Raw genomic sequence first — 19,729 nt, 5'->3', positions numbered from 1 at the left:
GGACAGTTTCATAGTGTTTCGGTGGTCATAGCGTGAGGGAAACGCCCGGTTACATTTCGAACCCGGAAGCTAAGCCTCACAGCGCCGATGGTACTGCAGGGGGGACCCTGTGGGAGAGTAGGACACCGCCGAACTCCTTTTAGAGCTCTGGCTCTTGGGCACGCAGCCCAAGAGCCAGAGCTTTTTTGCGTTGAGGTAAGGTCATTGAGCATCGTTGGCTCATTTTCTACGGAGGCCCCCGGGTGGAGGTCCAGGAGACCCGCGTCCAGACAGACCGGGTCCTCACCATCCCCAACATTCTCAGCATGGCGCGCCTGGTCGGCGTGCCGCTCTTCCTGTGGCTGATCCTGAGGCCCGAGTTCGGAGGCCCGCAGAGCGACGGCTGGGCCCTCCTGGTGCTGGCCCTGAGCGGCATCAGCGACTACCTGGACGGCAAGCTGGCACGGCGCTGGAACCAGATCAGCAGCCTTGGCCGGCTCCTGGACCCCGCCGCGGACCGGCTCTACATTCTCTCGACTCTGGTGGGTCTCACCTGGCGCGAGATTCTGCCTATCTGGTTGACGGCTGCACTTCTGGCGCGCGAACTGGTTCTGCTGGTGATGGTGGGCATCCTCAGGCGGCACGGCTATCCGCCACCCCAGGTGAACTTCCTGGGCAAGGCGGCCACCTTCAACCTGATGTACGCCTTCCCGTTGCTTCTGCTCAGTGACGGCAGCGGGTGGTTGGCGTCACTCGCCGCTATTTTCGGATGGGCGTTCGCAGGATGGGGTACAACGCTCTACTGGTGGGCAGGAGTCCTCTACGTGGTACAGGTCCGCCGTATCGTTCGTGCGGACGCCATGGCCGACTGAGCTCGCCGATTGGCGTGGCAGTGGCTCGATGGGCCCGCTGAGAAAAAGTGCGGGACAATCAGGACGGGTGAAGTCGGCTAGACCGTCGTCTCTTCTAGGAGGACGCTTCCGACATGAAGGCCGTCGTGATGGCCGGAGGCGAAGGCACACGCCTTCGCCCCATGACCTCAAGCATGCCCAAGCCGCTCCTGCCGGTCGTCAACCGGCCGATCATGGAGCATGTGCTCAGGCTGCTCAAAAGGCATGGGCTCAACGAGACCGTCGTAACTGTCCAGTTCCTGGCGTCACTGGTCAAGAACTACTTCGGTGACGGTGAAGAGCTCGGAATGGAGCTCACTTATGCCAACGAGGAGAAGCCGCTCGGGACCGCAGGAAGCGTCAAGAACGCCGAGGAGGCGTTGAAGGACGACGCCTTCCTCGTCATCTCTGGCGATGCGCTGACCGACTTCGACCTCACCGAGCTGATCAACTTCCACAAGGAAAAGGGCGCGCTGGTCACCGTCTGTCTGACGCGTGTGCCCAATCCGCTGGAATTCGGCATCACCATCGTCGACGAAGAGGGCAAGGTCGAGCGTTTCCTGGAGAAGCCGACCTGGGGTCAGGTCTTCTCCGACACGGTGAACACGGGCATCTATGTGATGGAGCCCGAGGTCTTCAACTACGTCGAGGCCGATGTTCCCGTCGACTGGTCCGGCGATGTGTTCCCGCAGCTCATGAAGGAGGGGAAGCCGATCTACGGCTTCGTCGCCGAGGGCTACTGGGAGGACGTCGGCACGCACGAGAGCTATGTGAAGGCCCAGGCCGACGTGCTCGAAGGCAAGGTCGACGTGGAGATCGACGGTTTCGAGATCTCCCCGGGCGTGTGGGTGGCCGAGGGTGCCGAAGTGCATCCCGACGCCGTTCTGCGGGGGCCCCTGTTCATCGGGGACTACGCGAAGGTGGAGGCCGGCACCGAAATCCGTGAGCACACCGTCGTCGGTTCCAACGTGGTCGTGAAGACCGGGGCCTTCCTCCACAAGGCCGTGGTGCACGACAACGTGTATGTCGGGCAGCACAGCAATCTGCGCGGCTGTGTCGTCGGAAAGAACACCGACATCATGCGTGCGTGCCGGATCGAGGACGGCGCCGTGATCGGCGACGAATGCCTGATCGGCGAAGAATCGATCGTGCAGGGCAATGTGCGGGTCTATCCGTTCAAGACGATCGAGGCCGGCGCGTTCGTCAACACCTCGGTGATCTGGGAGTCCCGGGGGCAGGCGCATCTCTTCGGTGCCCGCGGGGTGTCCGGAATCCTGAACGTGGAGATCACGCCGGAGCTGGCCGTGCGCCTCGCCGGCGCCTACGCGACGACCCTGAAGAAGGGGTCCACGGTCACCACGGCCCGCGACCACTCCCGTGGTGCCCGGGCGCTGAAGCGGGCGGTCATCTCCGCGTTGCAGGCCAGCGCCATCGACGTACGGGATCTGGAGAACGTACCGCTGCCCGTGGCGCGGCAGCAGACCGCGCGGGGGAGTGCCGGTGGGATCATGATCCGGACGTCGCCCGGGGTGCCGGACTCGGTGGACATCATGTTCTTCGACGGGCAGGGTGCCGATCTGTCGCAGGGCAGTCAGCGGAAGCTGGACCGGGTGTTCGCGCGGCAGGAGTACCGGCGGGCGTTCCCCGGGGAGATCGGGGACCTGCATTTCCCGGCCAGTGTCTTCGACTCGTACACCGGGTCGCTGCTGCGGAACGTCGACACGACCGGGATCGCCGAGTCCGGGTTGAAGGTCGTCGTGGATGCTTCGAACGGCAGTGCGGGTCTGGTGCTGCCGAGTCTGCTCGGGAAGCTCGGGGTGGACTCTCTGACGATCAATCCCGGTCTCAACGAGGCCAGGCCCACGGAGACGAGCGATCAGCGTCGTTCGGGGCTGGTGCGGCTCGGGGAGATCGTGGCCTCGTCGCGGGCGGCGTTCGGGGTGCGGTTCGACCCGGTGGGTGAGCGGCTCTCCCTGGTGGACGAGAAGGGCCGGATCATCGAGGACGACCGGGCGCTGCTGGTGCTGCTCGACCTGGTGGCCGCGGAGCGGCGCAGCGGGCGGGTGGCCCTGCCGGTGACGACGACGAGGATCGCCGAGCAGGTGGCGGCGTACCACGGGACGCAGGTCGAGTGGACGACGACCTCGCCCGACGATCTGACCCGGGTCGGGCGGGACGAGTCGACGATCTTCGGTGGGGACGGCAAGGGCGGCTTCATCGTCCCGGAGTTCAGCAGCGTCTTCGACGGTACGGCGGCGTTCGTGCGGCTGATCGGGCTCGTGGCCCGTACGCAACTCACGCTCAGCCAGATCGACGCGCGGATCCCGCGGGCGCACGTCCTGAAGCGGGATCTGGCGACTCCGTGGGCCGTCAAGGGTCTCGTGATGCGGAGGGTGGTCGAGGCGGCCGGAGACCGTTTCGTGGACACCACCGACGGTGTACGGGTGGTGGAGACGGACGGACGCTGGGTGATGGTGCTGCCCGACCCGGCCGAGGCCGTCACCCATCTGTGGGCGGAGGGCCCTGACGACGCCTCCGCGCAGGCCCTGCTCGACGAGTGGTCGTCGGTCGTGGACAGCGCCGGACGCTGATTCACGCCGCACGCGCGCGTGCCGGACAGGTGTCCGCAAGGGGGCCCGTCCGGCACGCCGGTGGGGCCGTTCGGAGGTACTGGTCGCGACGTGCGACGATGTGCGGCATGCCGCAGCAGCCCCCCGTTCGGAGCACACCCGCGCGTGTGTCGCGCCCGGACGCGTCCATGTCGCTGCTCACCAACGTCATGGACCACAGCCTCGACGAGGGTTATGCCGAGGCCGCCGCCCGGAAGAGGGCGGACGGCTCCGGTGGCCTGCCGAGGACGGCGCGGGCGAAGCTCGGTCTGGCGGCCGGCCTGGTGCTCGCGGCCCTGGTCGTGACCGTGGGCGCGGCACAGGCGCGGGTCGCGGCTCCGGTCGTGGCCAAGGAGCGCGAGGAGCTGATCGACCGCATCGACCGTGAGACCGAGGCGGCCGACGAGCTGGAGAACACCGTCGACGAGCTCCGCGACGACGTGAGCGCGCGGCAGCGGGAGGCGCTGAAGCAGAGCGGTGGCGGCGGGCGGACCGACCTGGTGGGCATCCTGTCGGGTGCCGTCGCGGTGCACGGGCCCGGCGTGAAGCTGGTCGTGGACGATGCGAAGGAAGCGGCCACGGGTGGCGACGGCGATCCGCGTGAGACCTCCGGGTTCTCCGACACCGGCCGGGTACGGGACCGTGACATGCAGCGTGTGGTCAACGGGCTGTGGGAGTCCGGTGCCGAGGCGATCTCCGTCAATGGGCAGCGGCTGACAGCGCTCTCGGCGATCCGGGCCGCGGGTGACGCGATACTGGTCGACAACAAGCCGTTGGTGCCGCCGTACACGGTGCTCGCCGTGGGGGACGGGAAGAATCTCAGCACCCGGTTCCAGAACAGCGCCGACGGTGTGTATCTGAGTGTGCTCCAGGACAACTACGACATCCGGACCGCGATCTCCGTGGAGGAGGACGTCCGGCTGCCGGCCGCACCCAGTGTGATCGTACGTACAGCAGAGCCGAGAACTGAGAAGGACGCATCGTGATCGCCGTATTGGGCCTCGTCGTGGGGGTCGTGGCGGGCCTGTTGGTCCAGCCCGAGATTCCGGCCGCCGTAGTGCCGTATCTGCCGATCGCCGTGGTGGCGGCTCTGGACGCCGTGTTCGGTGGGCTGCGGGCCATGCTCGACGGGATCTTCGACGACAAGGTCTTCGTGGTGTCGTTCCTGTCGAACGTGGTCGTCGCTGCGCTGATCGTGTTCCTGGGCGACGAGTTGGGTGTGGGGTCGCAGCTGTCCACAGGTGTCGTCGTCGTGCTGGGTATCCGGATCTTCTCCAATGCCGCGGCGATCCGCCGCCATGTGTTCCGGGCGTGAGGCCGATGAGCAACCAGGACGCGACCCCGGAGAACAGACTCCGCAAGGAGCTGCCCGAAGAGGTGCCGGCGATTCCCTCGCAGCAGGGTGCGCCGGAGGAGCCGGCCGAGCCGGTGCTGACCGGCCGGCAGCGGCTGGTGAAGGGGCTGTGGCCGCCGCGTGTCACTCGGGCCCAACTCATCGTGGCGCTGCTGCTGTTCGGCCTCGGATTCGGCCTGGCCGTCCAGGTCGCGTCCAACAGCGACAGCGGCAATGCCCTGCGGGGTGCGCGTCAGGAGGATCTCGTGCGCATCCTCGATGAACTCGATGACCGCAGTCAGCGTCTTGAGGACGAGAAGGAAGGGCTCGAGAAGCAGCGGGACGAGCTGGAGAACAGCTCCGACCAGGCCGAGGAGGCCCGCAAGCAGACGGTCGAGAAGGAGAGGCAACTCGGCGTTCTGGCGGGCACGGTGGCGGCTGAGGGGCCCGGCATCACGATGACCATCGAGGACACGAAGGGGACGGTCGAGGCGGACATGCTGCTCGACGCGATCCAGGAGCTGCGTGCGGCGGGTGCGGAGGCGATCCAGGTGAACGGTGTACGTGTCGTCGCCGGGACCTACCTCACGGATTCCGCCAAGAGCGTGAGCGTCGACGGGAACAAGATCAACGCGCCGTTTCGTTTCAAGGTCATCGGCAACCCGCAGGACCTCGAGCCGGCGCTGAACATCCCTGGAGGCGTGGTGCAGACCCTGGAGAAGGAGCAGGCCACGGTGTCCGTCGAGCGATCGACCAAGATCGTCGTGGACGCCTTGCGAGCGGCGAAGCAGCCTGACTACGCTCGGTCGTCCTCGCAGTGAACCGGGGGTGCATGGGGGCCGTCCGGCAGGGGCATGAGGTTGCGGGGGGTCGGCGCACCGATCGGGTGGTGCGTGGTGGAAACTGTCTGGTGGATACGGACGTTGTGAAGGTGTCCGGGTCGGCCGGTGTAATCAGTCAGGGTTCGTCCTGCCCCACGGGCGGGTCTGTTTCGGTCAAGGGGAATCGCCCGTGAAGTTGTTTGCGAAGTTGTTCGGCAAGAGCGCGCGAGAGGGTAGCGACAACGCGACCGCTCGCCATCGCGCACAGCCTGACGCAGAAGGCCAGCGGCCGCTGTTCCGGGACCAGGTGGGTGGTCCGGGTGGTGACATTTCCGGAGGCCAGGGCGCGGCGTCTGTTGACCCTGCCCAGTCCGGCGGCATAGGTTTCGGCCAACCGTCAACCTCAAGTGCGGGTGGAGGGTTTTCCCCTATGTCGGCCCTGGTGTGTACGAGGTGCGGTAACCGCAACGCGGAGAACAGCCGCTTCTGTTCCAACTGCGGTGCGCCGCTGCGCCCGGGACTGACGCCCGAGCGCCCGTCGGAGACGACCTCCACCATCTCGATCTCCGGTCTCGAGGCCTACGACGCCGAGGTCACCGGCCAGACCCAGCTGCCGGCGCTCTCCCCGGAGGCGCAGGCCGCGGTCGACGCGCTGCCGTTGGGCTCCGCGCTGCTGGTCGTGCGCCGGGGTCCGAACTCGGGCAGCCGTTTCCTGCTGGACGGCGACCTGACCACGGCCGGGCGTCACCCGCAGAGCGACATCTTCCTGGACGACGTGACGGTCTCGCGCCGCCATGTCGAGTTCCGGCGCAACCCGGACGGCACCTTCAAGGTGGCGGACGTCGGCAGTCTGAACGGCACGTACGTCAACCGGGAGCGGATCGACGAGGTCCCTCTGTCGAACGGTGACGAGGTGCAGATCGGCAAGTACCGGCTGGTCTTCTACGCGAGCCAGCGGGGTTACTGACCCTCCCCCGGATTCCGTCCGGGGGGAACCCAGGGAAGGTCCATGCTTCAAACACCGAGGGGCGGTGCCGGGTACGGCACCGCCGCCGCGGACGGTGGGCTGATGAGCATCGGCACCGTGCTGAACGCGCTGCGCGACGAGTTTCCCGAAGTCACCATCTCCAAGATTCGCTTCCTGGAGTCGGAGGGGCTGGTCGAGCCGCGGCGGACCCCGTCGGGGTACCGCAAGTTCAGTGCGGACGATGTCGAGCGCCTCGGCCACGTGCTGAGGATGCAGCGGGACCACTATCTGCCGCTCAAGGTGATCCGGGAGCATCTGGACGCCATGGAGCGCGGCGAGGCCGTGCCCCTGCCCACTGTGGGCCGGCAGCGGGACGGGGAGTCCGTCCCGGATCAGGTCGAGGGGCCCACCGTGGCCCGCATCGGGCGCTCCGAGCTGCTGTCGGCCGCCGGGGTCGAGGAGTCCGAACTGGTGGAGTGGGAGTCCTACGGGCTCCTGGTGCCGCTGGAGGACGGGGTCTACGACGCCGAGGCGGCCACTGTGGCGGCTCTGGTGGCCGAACTGGGGCGGTTCGGGATCGAGCCCCGGCATCTGCGGGTCATGAAGGCCGCGGCGGACCGTGAGGCCGGGCTGGTGGACCAAGTGGTCGCACCGCTCAAGCGCCATCGCAATCCGCAGACCAGGGCTCACGCGCAGGCCCGTACGAAGGAGCTGGCGGGGCTCACCGTCAGGCTGCACGCGGCGCTGGTGCAGACCGCGCTGCACGTGCGGCTGCCCTGACCCGGGGGGTTTCGCCGTGGGCGGATCGGTCACCCGTTCCCGGCCCGACTACCCAAACGTCCCGGGCACGGCCTAGGGTTGCTGTGTGAACGAGCTCGATGTCGTAGGTGTCCGGGTCGAAATGCCCTCCAACCAACCGATCGTGCTTCTGCGTGAAGTGGGAGGAGACCGCTACCTCCCCATCTGGATCGGACCGGGGGAGGCGACGGCGATCGCCTTCGCACAGCAGGGCATGGCCCCCGCGCGACCGCTGACCCACGATCTGTTCAAGGACGTGCTGGAAGCCGTCGGCCAGGAGCTCACCGAAGTGCGCATCACGGACTTGCGGGAGGGCGTCTTCTACGCGGAGCTGGTCTTCGCCAGCGGGGTCGAGGTGAGTGCGCGCCCCTCGGACGCCATAGCGCTCGCCCTGCGGACCGGAACGCCCATCTACGGCAGCGACACGGTGCTGGACGACGCGGGCATCGCGATTCCGGACGAGCAGGAGGACGAGGTGGAGAAGTTCCGTGAGTTCCTCGACCAGATCTCGCCCGAGGACTTCGGCACCAGCAACCAGTAGCCGGTAGGTGTGAGGGACGGGGTGGTCCGGCACCGCGGGGCCGCCCCGTTCTCGGCAATTGCCAGCGGCGAGTGAGAGCGTCCTACGGCTTCTTGTCAGCGCATTCGGCTAGCCTTTCCCCGCGGTGGGGTGCGGGAAACCACTCCTAGGGTGATTATCACTCGGCGTGCCGAGTGTGGCGATCGTTGACGCACCCCTGGTGACTGCCTACCGTCGAGAAGGCAGTTCAAGGACGGAGGTCGGCGTGAGAAGCAGCGGCGACGGTACGGCTGGGGGTGCCCCCGGACTCGGTGTCGGGGGGAGCGGCCCGTACCCGCTTCACGGCAGCGCGGCCGATCACGCTCCGCAGCGACCGGCGGCCGTGCCGAGCGGCGGAGGGGCGACGTCCATGGCGTCCGAGCAGATCGGCTACCGCGGGCCGACGGCCTGTGCGGCCGCAGGCATCACCTACCGGCAGCTCGACTACTGGGCCCGTACCGGCCTGGTCGAGCCGAGCGTGCGGCCCGCCCACGGGTCCGGCACGCAGCGTCTGTACAGCTTCCGGGACGTCGTGGTCCTGAAGATCGTCAAGCGGTTCCTCGACACCGGGGTGTCGCTCCAGAACATCCGGACCGCCGTCCAGCATCTGCGGGAATGCGGCTTCCGTGATCTGGAGCGCATGACGCTCATGAGTGATGGGGCCACGGTCTACGAGTGCACCTCGCCGGACGAGGTCCACGCGCTGCTCCAGGGTGGCCAGGGCATCTTCGGCATCGCCGTGGGCGTGGTCTGGCGGGACGTGGAGAGCGCGCTGTCGCAGCTGCACGGAGAGCGTGTCGACACCGGCGAGACCCTCGTCGGGCACAACCCGGCGGACGAGCTGGCGCGCAGGCGCAACCGGGCGGTCTGAGCCCCTCCCGACGCGGTGGGTGCGGCTGAGCGGCGTCATTGTCAGTGGCGTGGTGCAGCATCGGACGTGTGAGAAACGTGCCCACGATCCTGCATCTCGACATGGATGCCTTCTACGCCCAGGCGGAGCAGGCGTCCAAGCCGAGTCTGCGCGGGAAAGCCGTGGTCGTGGGCGGTATCGGGCCGCGCGGGGTGGTCGCCACGGCCTCCTACGAGGCGCGGGTCTTCGGAGTGCACTCGGCGATGCCCACGGCCCAGGCGCGGCGGCTGGCTCCGAACGCCGCCTACCTCGTGCCCCGCTTCACGTTCTACCGGTCGATCAGCGACCAGGTGATGGCGCTGCTGCGGGCGCTGTCGCCGCTGGTGGAGCCGCTGAGCCTCGACGAGGCGTTCGTGGACCTGGAGGCCGGGCAGGCGGCCTGGGACACCGATTCGGCACGGCTGGCCGGTGTCCGCCTGCGCGCCGACATCCGGAACGTCACGGGGCTCACCGGGTCGGTGGGGCTGGCGGCCTCGAAGATGCTCGCGAAGATCGCGTCCGAGGAGGCCAAGCCCGACGGCCTGGTGCTGATCGAACCCGGGACCGAGCGGGCGCTCCTCGGCCCCATGTCGGTGCGCACCCTGCCGGGTGTGGGGCCGGCCACGGGAGACCATCTGAGGCGGGCCGGGATCACCACGGTCGACGAACTCGCCGAGGCCGGCGAGGACGAGCTGGTGCGGCTGGTGGGCAAGGCGCACGGGCACGGGCTGTACGCCATGGCGCTGGCGCGCGACGACCGGCCCGTGGTGGCCGAGCGGGAGGCGAAGTCCGTGTCGGTCGAGGACACGTACGACGTGGACATCCACGACCGGGTGCGGGTGGAGCTGGAGGTGCAGCGGCTGGCGGAGCGCTGTGTGCGCAGGCTGCGGGGGGCCGGTCTGTCCGGGCGGACCATCGTGCTGAAGGTACGGCGGTACGACTTCTCCACGCTCACCCGGTCCGAGACGCTGCGCGGGCCCACGGACGATCCGGTGGTGGTGCGGGAGGCGGCGGCCCGGCTGCTGGAGTCCGTGGACACGACGGGCGGGGTGCGGCTGCTCGGCGTGGGCGTCAGCGGGCTGGCGGACTTCACCCAGGAGGACCTGTTCGCGCAGGCCGCCGAGGGGAGGGCGGCCGAGGAGCGGGCGGAGGGCGCCGAGGAGGAGGCGCCCGAGGAGCCGGTCGAGGCGGAGGCGGTGCCGATCGAGCACCGGTGGCGTCCGGGTCACGATGTGCGGCACGCCGAGTTCGGGCCCGGGTGGGTGCAGGGCAGCGGGCTGGGCCGGGTGACGGTGCGGTTCGAGACGCCGGAATCGGAGCCGGGGCGGGTGCGGACGTTCCGGGTCGACGATCCGGAACTGGAGCCGTCCGACCCGCTGCCTCTGGTGCGCCGAAGACCTGGGGAGGACGGCGGGTCGGCCGGGATCGTGGCGGGGGACTCGGGGGCTGGGAAACCGGGTGTGGTCGCCGGGAACTCCTGATCCGAGCCCCCCGTTACATAGAGTGAAAGTTCATGGGCGTGGAGTGACGGGGAGTGGCCGTGCTGGAGGAGAGCGGGGAGAACGGGATGGATCTTCGGGGTGATCGGTGCGTGCGGCCCGCCGCAGGGTTGTCAGCCGGGCGGGAGGCGGAGCGGGAGGCCGAGCGGCGGGAGGTGGTGGAGCGGGTGACCCGTTGGGCCGCGAACCGGAGTGACGTCGTGGGGTTGCTGCTGGTCGGATCCTGTGCGCGGGGGACGGCGGGTCCGGACTCCGACGTGGATCTCGTCCTGCTCACGACGGAGCCGTCCGGGTACGGCGAGGACGGCGCGCGGGTGCGTGAGCTTCGTCTGGGAGAGGTGATCCGGGTTCAGGCGTGGGGGCCGGTCACCGAATGGCGGCACGCCACCGCGGGCGGTCTTGAGGTCGAGCTGGGCGTCACCTCGACGGCCTGGGCGCGCACCGACCCGGTCGACGCCGGTACGCGCAGAGTCGTCACCGACGGCGCCCGACCGCTGTACGACCCGGCCGGGCTGCTCACCGCGCTGATACGGGCCTGCGGCTGACGGCTGGGCCGGGACCGGCTCCGGGCGGCGCTTCTCGGCTCCGGCCCTGCCGGCCCTTCCCGGCTCTGCTCGGCCGGCTCAGCTCCGCCCGCTGGGTGCCTCCGGCTCCGCTCTGCCCGCCCGGCTCGGCGCTGCCCACATCGTCGGCCGCCCGGCCCGGAGCTGCCCGGATCGCCGGGCGCTTGGATCGTCGGCCGCTCGGCCCTCTCCGCTCAGCTGTCGTCCCCGCCCGCCAGGCGGCCGAAGTCGTGGTCCGGGAGCGGGGGAGGGGCGGCCACGTCGAGGCCGTAGTGGTGGTAGAGCTGGAGTTCCTGGTCGGGGGAGAGGTGGCGGCCCACGCCGAAGTCCGGGGCGTCCTTGATCAGGGACCGGTCGAAGGGGACGTGGAGGGTGCCCTCGATCAGCTCGCTGGGCTCCAGGGGCACGAAGGCGTCCCGGGAGAAGAGGCCGGTGCGTATGGCCGCCCACTCGGGCACGCCGGTCGCGTCGTCGAGATAGACCTCGTCGACGGTGCCGATCTTGGTGCCGTTGCGGTCGAACGCCTTGCGGCCGATCAGGTTGCGCGGATCGATGTCGGTCTGCACGGGCCCTCCACATGGTCGCAAACTCATCCGTAAGCACTACAAAAGAGCACATTGGGACGCCCGGCCACTCGAAAGAGGTGCCGTTGACCTCGCTGGTAGTCTGGCAACGGCTGCTGACCCCGTGCGGGAGAGTCCTCCGGACATCACCGGAGGCGCCGAAGGAGCAAATCCTCCCCGGAATCTCTCAGGCCCACGTACCGCACGGACGAGGTCACTCTGGAAAGCAGAGCGGGTGTCGACGGCTTCCGCTCTCACCGACGGTGAAAGCCGGCTGCCCTCCGTGGGCGGCCGGTGAAACTCTCAGGTTGAGATGACAGAGGGGGAGGCCGTCCGGGTACCCGCGCCGTGGTGCCCCTCGAAGGTCGTGTCAGACCAGGAGGCCTCCGCATGACAGCCCACCGCATTCCGCTCTCCGAGCTGGAGCGAGGAATCCCCTTCGAACAGCGCCACATCGGGCCCGACCACGAGGCGCGGGCCAAGATGCTCGCGCACGTCGGGTACGGCTCGCTGGACGAGCTGACCGCCGCCGCGGTACCCGATGTGATCAAGAACGCCGACGCGCTGGACCTGCCGGGCGCGCGCACCGAGGCCGAGGTGCTGGCCGAGCTGCGCTCCCTGGCCGACCGCAACCAGGTGCTCGACTCCATGATCGGGCTCGGGTACTACGGCACCTTCACGCCTCCGGTGATCCTGCGCAACGTCATGGAGAACCCGGCCTGGTACACGGCCTACACCCCGTACCAGCCGGAGATCTCGCAGGGACGGCTGGAAGCGCTGCTGAACTTCCAGACCATGGTCGCCGACCTCACGGGACTGCCCACCTCCGGCGCCTCCCTGCTGGACGAGGGCACGGCCGCCGCCGAGGCGATGGCGCTGTCCCGGCGGATGGGGAAGAACAAGCGGGGGCTCTTCCTCATCGACGCGGACGTGCTGCCGCAGACGATCGCCGTGATCGAGACCCGTGCCGAGCCGACCGGCGTGGAGATCGTGGTCGCCGACCTGGCCGACGGGATCCCGGCCGACATCGCGGGGCGTGAGATCAACGGGGTCCTGATCCAGTACCCGGGCGCCTCCGGTGTCGTACGCGACATCAAGGCGGTCATCGACCAGGCGCACGAGCTGGGGGCGCTGGTGACCGTCGCCGCCGACCTGCTCGCGCTGACGCTGCTGAAGTCCCCGGGTGAGCTGGGGGCGGACATCGCGATCGGCACGACCCAGCGGTTCGGTGTGCCGATGGGCTTCGGCGGGCCGCACGCCGGCTACATGGCCGTGCACGAGAAGTTCGCGCGGAGCCTGCCCGGGCGGCTCGTGGGCGTGTCCGTGGACGCCGACGGCAACAGGGCGTACCGGCTCGCGCTCCAGACGCGTGAGCAGCACATCCGCCGGGAGAAGGCGACCAGCAACATCTGCACGGCGCAGGTGCTGCTCGCCGTGATGGCCGGCATGTACGCCGTCTACCACGGGCCCGAGGGGCTCCGGTCGATCGCTCGGCGGACGCACCGGTACGCGTCGATCCTGGCCGCCGGGCTGACGGCCGGCGGTGTGGAGGTCGTGCACGGGGCGTACTTCGACACGCTGTCCGTCCGGGTGCCGGGGAAGGCCGCCGAGGTCGTGGCCGCGGCGCGGAGCAAGGGCGTGAACCTGCACCTCGTCGACGCCGACCAGCTGTCGATCGCCTGTGACGAGACGACCGCGCGGGCGCAGGTCGCCGCCGTCTGGGCGGCCTTCGGGGTCGAGGGCGACATCGAGGCCCTCGACGCGGTCACCGAGGAGACGCTGCCCGCCGGGCTGCTGCGGTCCGACGAGATCCTGACCCACCCCGTCTTCCACGACCACCGTTCCGAGACGGCGATGCTGCGCTACCTGCGCCGGCTCGCCGACCGTGACTACGCGCTCGACCGGGGCATGATCCCGCTGGGCTCCTGCACCATGAAGCTCAACGCGACGACGGAGATGGAGCCGGTCACCTGGCCCGAGTTCGGGCAGCTGCACCCCTTCGCGCCGGCCGAGCAGGCGCAGGGCTACCTCACGCTCATCCAGGAGCTGGAGGATCGGCTCGCCGAGGTCACCGGGTACGACAAGGTGTCGCTCCAGCCGAACGCCGGGTCGCAGGGTGAGCTGGCCGGGCTGTTGGCCGTCCGGGGGTACCACCGGGCCAACGGGGACGTGCAGCGCACGGTGTGCCTGATTCCGTCGTCCGCGCACGGGACCAACGCCGCGAGCGCGGTGATGGCCGGGATGAAGGTCGTCGTCGTCAAGACCGCCGAGGACGGCGAGATCGACGTCGAGGACCTGCGGGCGAAGATCGAGCAGCACCGGGACGAGCTGGCGGTGCTGATGATCACCTACCCGTCCACGCACGGTGTGTTCGAGGAGCACGTGGCCGACATCTGCGCCCAGGTGCACGACGCGGGCGGTCAGGTGTACGTCGACGGCGCGAACCTCAACGCGCTCGTCGGGCTCGCCAAGCCGGGGCACTTCGGCGGTGACGTCTCGCACCTGAACCTGCACAAGACGTTCTGCATCCCGCACGGCGGCGGCGGTCCGGGTGTCGGTCCGGTGGCCGTGCGCTCGCACCTGGCGCCGTATCTGCCGAACCACCCGATGCAGCCCGCCGCCGGGCCGGAAACCGGTGTGGGGCCGATCTCGGCCGCGCCCTGGGGGTCCGCGGGGATCCTGCCGATCTCGTGGGCGTATGTGCGACTGATGGGCGGCGAGGGTCTGAAGCGGGCCACGCAGGTGGCGGTGCTCAGCGCCAACTACATCGCCAAGCGGCTCGAACCGCACTACCCGGTGCTCTACAACGGTCCGGGCGGGCTTGTCGCGCACGAGTGCATCATCGACCTGCGGCCGCTGACCAAGGCGACCGGGGTGAGCGTCGACGACGTGGCGAAGCGGCTGATCGACTACGGCTTCCACGCGCCGACGATGTCCTTCCCGGTGGCCGGCACGCTGATGATCGAGCCGACCGAGTCCGAGGACCTCATCGAGCTGGACCGCTTCTGCGACGCGATGATCGCCATTCGCGCGGAGATCGAGAAGGTCGGGGCGGGCGAGTGGCCGGCCGAGGACAACCCGCTGGGGAACGCCCCGCACACCTCGGGCGCGCTCGGCGGGGAGTGGACGCACGCGTACACGCGTCAGGAGGCCGTGTTCCCGGCCGGAGTGTCCGCCGCCGACAAGTACTGGCCGCCGGTGCGCCGTATCGACCAGGCGTTCGGTGACCGGAACCTGGTCTGCTCGTGCCCGCCGCTGGACGCGTACGAGGACTGAGACACACGATGACCGAGGGCTCCCTTCCGCGGTGCGGACGGGAGCCCTCGGTGTCTCACGCCGTGGCCAGGGACACCTCGGTCGACTTGATCAGGGCGACGGCGCGGGAGCCGACGGTGAGGGCCAGGTCCTCGACGGCCTCACGGGTGACGGCCGCGGTCAGTGAGCCGCCGTCGACGGACAGCTTGACCGAGGCCATCGCGCCGCCGGTGGCGAGGTCGGTGACCGTGCCGGGGAGCTGGTTGCGGATCGACAGGCCCTCGACCGGGCCGGTGGCGAGGGCGACCTCGGTCGACTTCACCAGGGCCCGGACGGCGGAGCCCGGGGCGAGGCCGAGTTCGGTCACGGCCTCCAGGGTGATGGCGGCGGTGAGGGTCTGACCGCCGGTGAGACGGATGCCCACGGTGGCCATCACCTCGCCGGGGGTGATGGTGGTGACGGTGCCGGGAAGCTGGTTGCGGATGCTCAGGGTCATGGTCGTCCACCGTAGGACCGGCGAGGTCCTGTAACGGTCATGCGTGGGTTTGCGGCGGTGTGCGTCGCGTGCGGTGTGCGTCGTACGAGGAGCCGCGGGGGTGGTGCGGTGGGGTTCAGACGCGGTCGATGTGGACGTTCGTCGACTTGACGCGGGCCGTGGCTTCCATGCCGACCTCCAGGCCCAGTTCCTCGACGGCTTCCCTGGTCAGCAGGGAGACCAGGCGGTGCGGGCCGGCCTGGATCTCGACCTGGGCGGCGACATCGCCCAGTTTGATCGCGGTGACGATCCCGGGGAAGGCGTTGCGGACCGAGGTGTACGAGGGGTCCTCGTCCGTGGTGTCCGCCCTGGCGAGTTCCACGGAGAACGCGGCGAGGTCCTTGCCGTCGATGAGGCGTCGCCCGGATTCGTCGCGGTGGGTCGCCATCCGGCCCGCGTCGGCCCAGCGGCGCGCGGTGTCGGGACTCACGCCGAGCAGCCGTGCCGCCTGGCCGATTGTGTAGGACTGCATGCCGGTCACGATAGGGCCGCGGGCGAGGGCTGGCCGACGCGGGGTTCACCCGCCACCGGCCCGTCGCCCGTCCGGGCCTGTCCGGGCCCCCGCTCATCATCGGCCCCCCGTCCGTCCGGGCCTGCCATCCGTCCGGGCCTGCCGTCCGTCCGGGCCTGCCGTCCGTCCGGGCCTGCCGTCCGTCCGGGCCTGCCGTCCGTCCGGGCCTGCCGTCCGTCCGGGCCTGCCGTCCGTCCGGGCCTGCTGCCCGTCGGGGCCTGCCGTCCGTCCGGGCCCCGCTCAGCCCGTATGTACGCGTGGGCGGCGGGTGCGGTTCGGTTCTGCCTCGCGGAGGACCTCTCGGGTGACCGGGGCGACCTCGCCCTGGCCGAAGAGGAAGAAGCGCAGGAAGTTGGCGAACGGGTTGCCCTCGGTCCACTCGAAGTAGATGTGCGGGGTGCGGCCGGTGGTGTCGCGGGTGTGCAGGAGCAGGGCGGCCAGGGCGTTGGGGATGGAGGAGGACTCCAGGGTGAGGACGCGGTAGCGGTTGTGGAGGACCTCGCCGCGCACGGTCAGGCCCGCCTCGAACTCGGAGGGGTCGAGGACCGTGACCTCGACGAAGACGAAGTCCTCGCCCGGGATGTCGTTGTCCTCGCGGATCTGCTCGATCTTCTCGCGGTACTCCGCCTTGTCCCGCTGGTCGGGCTCGTTGGCGATGAACCGGATCTTGCGGCTGGCCATGTCCCGGATGAAACGTTCCGCCATGGGGTCGAGCGTCACGCTGGTCACGCGCAGCTCGAAGGCGCGGGCCAGACGGGAGAGCAGGGAGACCAGGATGATGCCGGCGATGAAGCAGGCGCCGATCTTCACGCCGTCGGGGCGCTCGATGACGTTCACGACCGTCGTGTAGAGGAACACCGCCGAGATCACCGCGAAGGCGACGGTCCAGGCGCGCTGGCCGGCCTTGTGGGCGGCGATGGTCACCGCGATCGCGGCGGAGCTGATCAGCACCAGGACACCGGTGGCGTAGGCGCCGCCCTGCGCGTCGACGTCGGCGTCGAAGATCCAGGTGACCAGGAAGGCGACCAGGGTGAAGACGATGACCATGGGGCGTACCGCGCGCGCCCAGTGCGGGGCCATGCCGTAGCGGGGGAGGTAGCGGGGCATCAGGTTGAGCAGGCCGGCCATCGCGGAGGCACCGGCGAACCACAGGATGGCGATCGTGGAGACGTCGTAGACCGTGCCGAAGGCGTTGCCCAGGTACTCGTGGGCGAGGTAGGCCAGCGCGCGCCCGTTGGCCTGGCCGCCGGACTCGAACTCCTTCTCCGGGATCAGCAGGGTGGTGATGAAGCTGGTGGCGATCAGGAAGACGCTCATGATCAGGGCGGCGGTGGTGAGCAGCTTCCTGGTGTCCCGGATCCGGCCGGCCGGCCGTTCCTCGGTGTCGTCCGGGTCGCCCTGGACGTGCGGCATGACGGCGACGCCGGTCTCGAAGCCGGACAGGCCGAGGGCGAGCTTCGGGAAGACGATCAGGGCCACGCCGATCATCGCGAAGACGTTTCCGTGCTCGGCGGTCAGGGCGCTCGACCAGTCGGTGATGACGTGCCCGGCGGTGGCGACGTGCCACAGGCCGACGACGACCACGACGACGTTGAGCGCGAGATAGACGCCCACCAGGGCGACCGCGACGCCGATGGCCTCCAGGAAGCCCTTGAGGAAGACCGCGCCGAGCAGGGCCACCAGGGTCAACGTGATGATCATCTGCTTGTCCTGCAGGGCGTCGGCCAGGTGCGGGTTCTCGACGAGGTGGGTGGAGGCGTCCGCCGCGGACAGGGTGATGGTGATCAGGAAGTCGGTGGCCGCGAAGCCCAGCAGGGTCAGCACGAACAGCTTGCCCTGCCAGAACGAGAGCAGCCGCTCCAGCATCGCGATCGAGCCCTCGCCGCGTGGGCTCTCCTCGGCCACCCTGCGGTACACGGGCAGGGCGCCGGCCAGCGTGACGATCACCAGCACGATGGTCGCAATGGGTGACAGCAGGCCGGCCGCGAGGGCCGCGATGCCGGGCTGGTAGCCGAGGGTGGAGAAGTAGTCGACACCGGTCAGGCACATGACGCGCCACCACCGCTGGCCCTTGTGCGCGGTCGGCTCCGGCTCGGTCCGTGCGCCGTGCCGGGTGCCTTTGCCCATGTCGGACAGGCCCTCCAGCATCCAGGCCCGCAGGCGACTGGGCGGTGGGTGCTCGGTGGTGGCCATCGGCGGGCTCCTGAGGTGTGGCACAGGGGTGCGGGTGTGGCCATCAAGCGGACGGCGGCACCAGCGTAAGCGGAGAGTGACGTCAGGGCCCACGGATGAGGGGCCAACGGGCGTCAAGCTTCCGTTAAGACTGGCCGGTTCCGTGGCTGATCGCGCGCCCGGCTTCGTGGCCGGTTCCGGGGCCGTTCCGGGGTCGTTCCGGGGTCGGGTCCGTGGCCGGTCTGCGTGGTCGGGAGGTGACCGCCGCCGGTGAAGTGCTCCGTAAGGATCGTCGCTTGCTTCGAATGTTTCGGACCTCCGGTCTGCTCCCCTTCCTGTCCGTCGTGGGGCAGGCCGGTGGATTCCCTGCGTTCAAGGGGTTGCCACCCATCGGAGGGTGTCTCTAGGGTGCGGCAGCAGCGAAGCTTTCTGGATCTGGACCGAAACTTTCGATCTCTTCAAGGAGCGCATGATGGGCGACCCGGCACTCTCCCGCCGCGGCTTCCTGGCGGCCTCCGCCGCGGCCGGTGTGGGCATGACGGCACTGAGCGGCTGCGGCGGCGACTCGGACGGAGGGTCGTCCGGGACGACCACGATCGAGTGGTGGAACATCTCCACCACCCAGCCGACCAAAGACGTCTGGGCCGGTCTCGCCAAGCAGTTCGAGGCTCAGAACCCCAAGGTCAAAATCAAGATCATTCAGCTGGAGAACGATCCCTACAAGTCGAAGATGACCGCGCTGACCGCCTCCGGGAAGCTGCCCGACATCTTCCACACCTGGGGCGGCGGCGTTCTGCGGCAGCAGGTCGACGCCGGGCTGGTCGAGGACCTGACCGACCGGACCAAGGGGTGGGGGGACGCCCTGCTGCCGGTCTCCCGCGAGCCGTACCTCCTCGACGAGAAGGTCTACGGCGTCCCGTTCGACATCGGCATGATCGGCTTCTGGTACAACAAGGCCCTCTTCGACAAGGCCGGGGTCGGCGCGCCCCCGACCACCTGGAGCGGCTTCCTGGACGCGGTGCGCAAACTGAAGTCCGCCGGGATCACCCCGCTCGCCCTGGCCGGCAAGGAGAAGTGGCCGGGCATGTACTACTGGGCCTACCTCGCCATGCGCACCGCCGGGATCGACGCCCTGCGCAAGGCCGACGAGGACAAGGACTTCACCGGGGACGGGTTCGTCCAGGCCGGCCAGCACCTCCAGGAACTGGTCGACCTCCAGCCGTTCCAGAAGGGCTTCCTCGGCGCCGCCTACAGCACCCCCACGGGCCAGGCCGCCACCATGGGCAACGGCAAGGCGGCCATGGAACTGATGGGCCAGTGGGCGCCGGTGGTGGAGGCCGACGCGGGCAAGGGGCTCGGCGACGACCTCGGGTTCTTCCCGTTCCCCGCGGTCGAGGGCGGCCAGGGCGCGCTCACCGAGGTGTTCGGCGGGGGCGGCGGACACGCCCTGCGCAAGGGCGCCCCGCAGGCGGCCGTCGACTTCCTGGAGTTCTTCGCCTCGGCGACCACGGACACCGAGCTCGTCAAGAAGACCGGTGTCCTGCCCGTCGTACCGGCCGCCGAGAGCGCGCTCACCGACCCCAACCTGTCCGCCGTACAGACGCAGTTGAAGGCCGCCACCGGGTTCCAGCTGTATCTGGACCAGGCGTACGCGCCGGCCGTCGGGCAGGAGGTCAACGACAGTGTGGCCGGGCTGATAGCGGGGTCCAAGTCGGCGCAGCAGGTCGCCGAGTCGATCACCAAGGTCGCGAAGGAAGAGCAGTAGCCGGCGATGACCTCACCTTCC

General features: G+C 69.4%; 17 protein-coding genes, 1 rRNA gene and 1 riboswitch. Of the genes, 14 read left to right on the top strand and 4 right to left on the bottom strand.

The features are described 5' to 3' along the window. Positions 1–17: 17 nt before the first annotated feature. From rrf to IE275_RS27150, 12 genes are all read left to right on the top strand, one after another. A 5S ribosomal RNA gene (rrf, locus tag IE275_RS27205) occupies positions 18–134 on the top strand. Positions 135–242: 108 nt separating this feature from the next. Further along, positions 243–851, top strand: a complete 609-nt coding sequence (gene clsA, locus IE275_RS27200; RefSeq protein ID WP_189714044.1) for a cardiolipin synthase ClsA — start codon at positions 243–245, stop codon at positions 849–851. Positions 852–964: 113 nt separating this feature from the next. Continuing rightward, positions 965–3,460: a mannose-1-phosphate guanyltransferase gene (locus tag IE275_RS27195; RefSeq protein ID WP_189714043.1), complete on the top strand. Its 2,496-nt coding sequence runs from the start codon at positions 965–967 to the stop codon at positions 3,458–3,460. A 107-nt stretch (positions 3,461–3,567) separates the two neighbouring features. Next, complete coding sequence (locus tag IE275_RS27190; RefSeq protein WP_229870591.1) at positions 3,568–4,464, top strand: DUF881 domain-containing protein; 897 nt, start codon at positions 3,568–3,570, stop codon at positions 4,462–4,464. Then, positions 4,461–4,793 carry a small basic family protein gene (locus tag IE275_RS27185; RefSeq protein ID WP_030798533.1) on the top strand — a complete coding sequence of 111 codons (333 nt, stop codon included), beginning with the start codon at positions 4,461–4,463 and terminating at the stop codon, positions 4,791–4,793. The genes IE275_RS27190 and IE275_RS27185 overlap by 4 nt, the downstream gene beginning before the upstream one ends. A 5-nt stretch (positions 4,794–4,798) precedes the next feature. After that, entirely contained in the window at positions 4,799–5,632 is an 834-nt protein-coding gene (locus IE275_RS27180; RefSeq protein ID WP_189714041.1) for a DUF881 domain-containing protein, read from the top strand. An 82-nt stretch (positions 5,633–5,714) separates the two neighbouring features. After that, positions 5,715–6,599 carry a zinc-ribbon and FHA domain-containing protein gene (locus IE275_RS27175; RefSeq protein ID WP_189714060.1) on the top strand — a complete coding sequence of 295 codons (885 nt, stop codon included), beginning with the start codon at positions 5,715–5,717 and terminating at the stop codon, positions 6,597–6,599. A gap of 42 nt (positions 6,600–6,641) precedes the next feature. Continuing rightward, positions 6,642–7,379, top strand: a complete 738-nt coding sequence (gene ftsR / locus IE275_RS27170) for a transcriptional regulator FtsR (RefSeq protein WP_189714040.1) — start codon at positions 6,642–6,644, stop codon at positions 7,377–7,379. Positions 7,380–7,464: 85 nt separating this feature from the next. After that, positions 7,465–7,938, top strand: a complete 474-nt coding sequence (locus IE275_RS27165; RefSeq protein ID WP_004934251.1) for a bifunctional nuclease family protein — start codon at positions 7,465–7,467, stop codon at positions 7,936–7,938. Between the two features lie 244 nt (positions 7,939–8,182). Then, the gene (locus IE275_RS27160) at positions 8,183–8,827 is read left to right on the top strand and encodes a MerR family transcriptional regulator (protein ID WP_189714039.1); all 645 of its coding nucleotides are present in this window, start codon (positions 8,183–8,185) and stop codon (positions 8,825–8,827) included. Positions 8,828–8,895: 68 nt separating this feature from the next. After that, on the top strand, positions 8,896–10,326 hold the full coding sequence (locus IE275_RS27155; protein WP_189714038.1) for a DNA polymerase IV: 1,431 nt from the start codon (positions 8,896–8,898) through the stop codon (positions 10,324–10,326). Between the two features lie 110 nt (positions 10,327–10,436). After that, positions 10,437–10,889, top strand: a complete 453-nt coding sequence (locus IE275_RS27150) for a nucleotidyltransferase domain-containing protein (protein WP_229870590.1) — start codon at positions 10,437–10,439, stop codon at positions 10,887–10,889. 212 nt (positions 10,890–11,101) lie between these two features. On the opposite strand, the gene IE275_RS27145 is transcribed toward IE275_RS27150, so the two are convergent. After that, the gene (locus tag IE275_RS27145; RefSeq protein ID WP_189714037.1) at positions 11,102–11,473 is read right to left on the bottom strand and encodes a PRC-barrel domain-containing protein; all 372 of its coding nucleotides are present in this window, start codon (positions 11,471–11,473) and stop codon (positions 11,102–11,104) included. Positions 11,474–11,587: 114 nt separating this feature from the next. Further along, positions 11,588–11,683: riboswitch (glycine riboswitch) on the top strand. Between the two features lie 177 nt (positions 11,684–11,860). On the opposite strand from IE275_RS27145, the gene gcvP reads away from it, so the two are divergent. After that, positions 11,861–14,746, top strand: a complete 2,886-nt coding sequence (gene gcvP, locus IE275_RS27140; RefSeq protein ID WP_189714036.1) for an aminomethyl-transferring glycine dehydrogenase — start codon at positions 11,861–11,863, stop codon at positions 14,744–14,746. Between the two features lie 55 nt (positions 14,747–14,801). On the opposite strand, the gene IE275_RS27135 is transcribed toward gcvP, so the two are convergent. From IE275_RS27135 to IE275_RS27125, 3 genes are all read right to left on the bottom strand, one after another. Continuing rightward, entirely contained in the window at positions 14,802–15,221 is a 420-nt protein-coding gene (locus tag IE275_RS27135) for a TOBE domain-containing protein (RefSeq protein WP_189714035.1), read from the bottom strand. Between the two features lie 115 nt (positions 15,222–15,336). Continuing rightward, positions 15,337–15,732, bottom strand: coding sequence for a TOBE domain-containing protein (locus IE275_RS27130; RefSeq protein ID WP_189714034.1), 396 nt, complete (start codon positions 15,730–15,732; stop codon positions 15,337–15,339). 279 nt (positions 15,733–16,011) lie between these two features. Then, entirely contained in the window at positions 16,012–17,964 is a 1,953-nt protein-coding gene (locus tag IE275_RS27125; RefSeq protein WP_189714033.1) for an APC family permease, read from the bottom strand. A 451-nt stretch (positions 17,965–18,415) separates the two neighbouring features. Here IE275_RS27125 and IE275_RS27120 point away from each other — a divergent pair, with 451 nt between their 5' ends. After that, positions 18,416–19,708: an extracellular solute-binding protein gene (locus IE275_RS27120; RefSeq protein WP_189714032.1), complete on the top strand. Its 1,293-nt coding sequence runs from the start codon at positions 18,416–18,418 to the stop codon at positions 19,706–19,708. Positions 19,709–19,729 lie beyond the last annotated feature (21 nt).

It is taken from the genome of Streptomyces phaeofaciens (genome assembly GCF_014648915.1).
Lineage (GTDB): Bacteria > Actinomycetota > Actinomycetes > Streptomycetales > Streptomycetaceae > Streptomyces > Streptomyces phaeofaciens.
The sequence above is the reverse complement of the archived record's forward strand: the minus strand, read 5'-3'. Positions and strand labels throughout refer to the sequence as shown.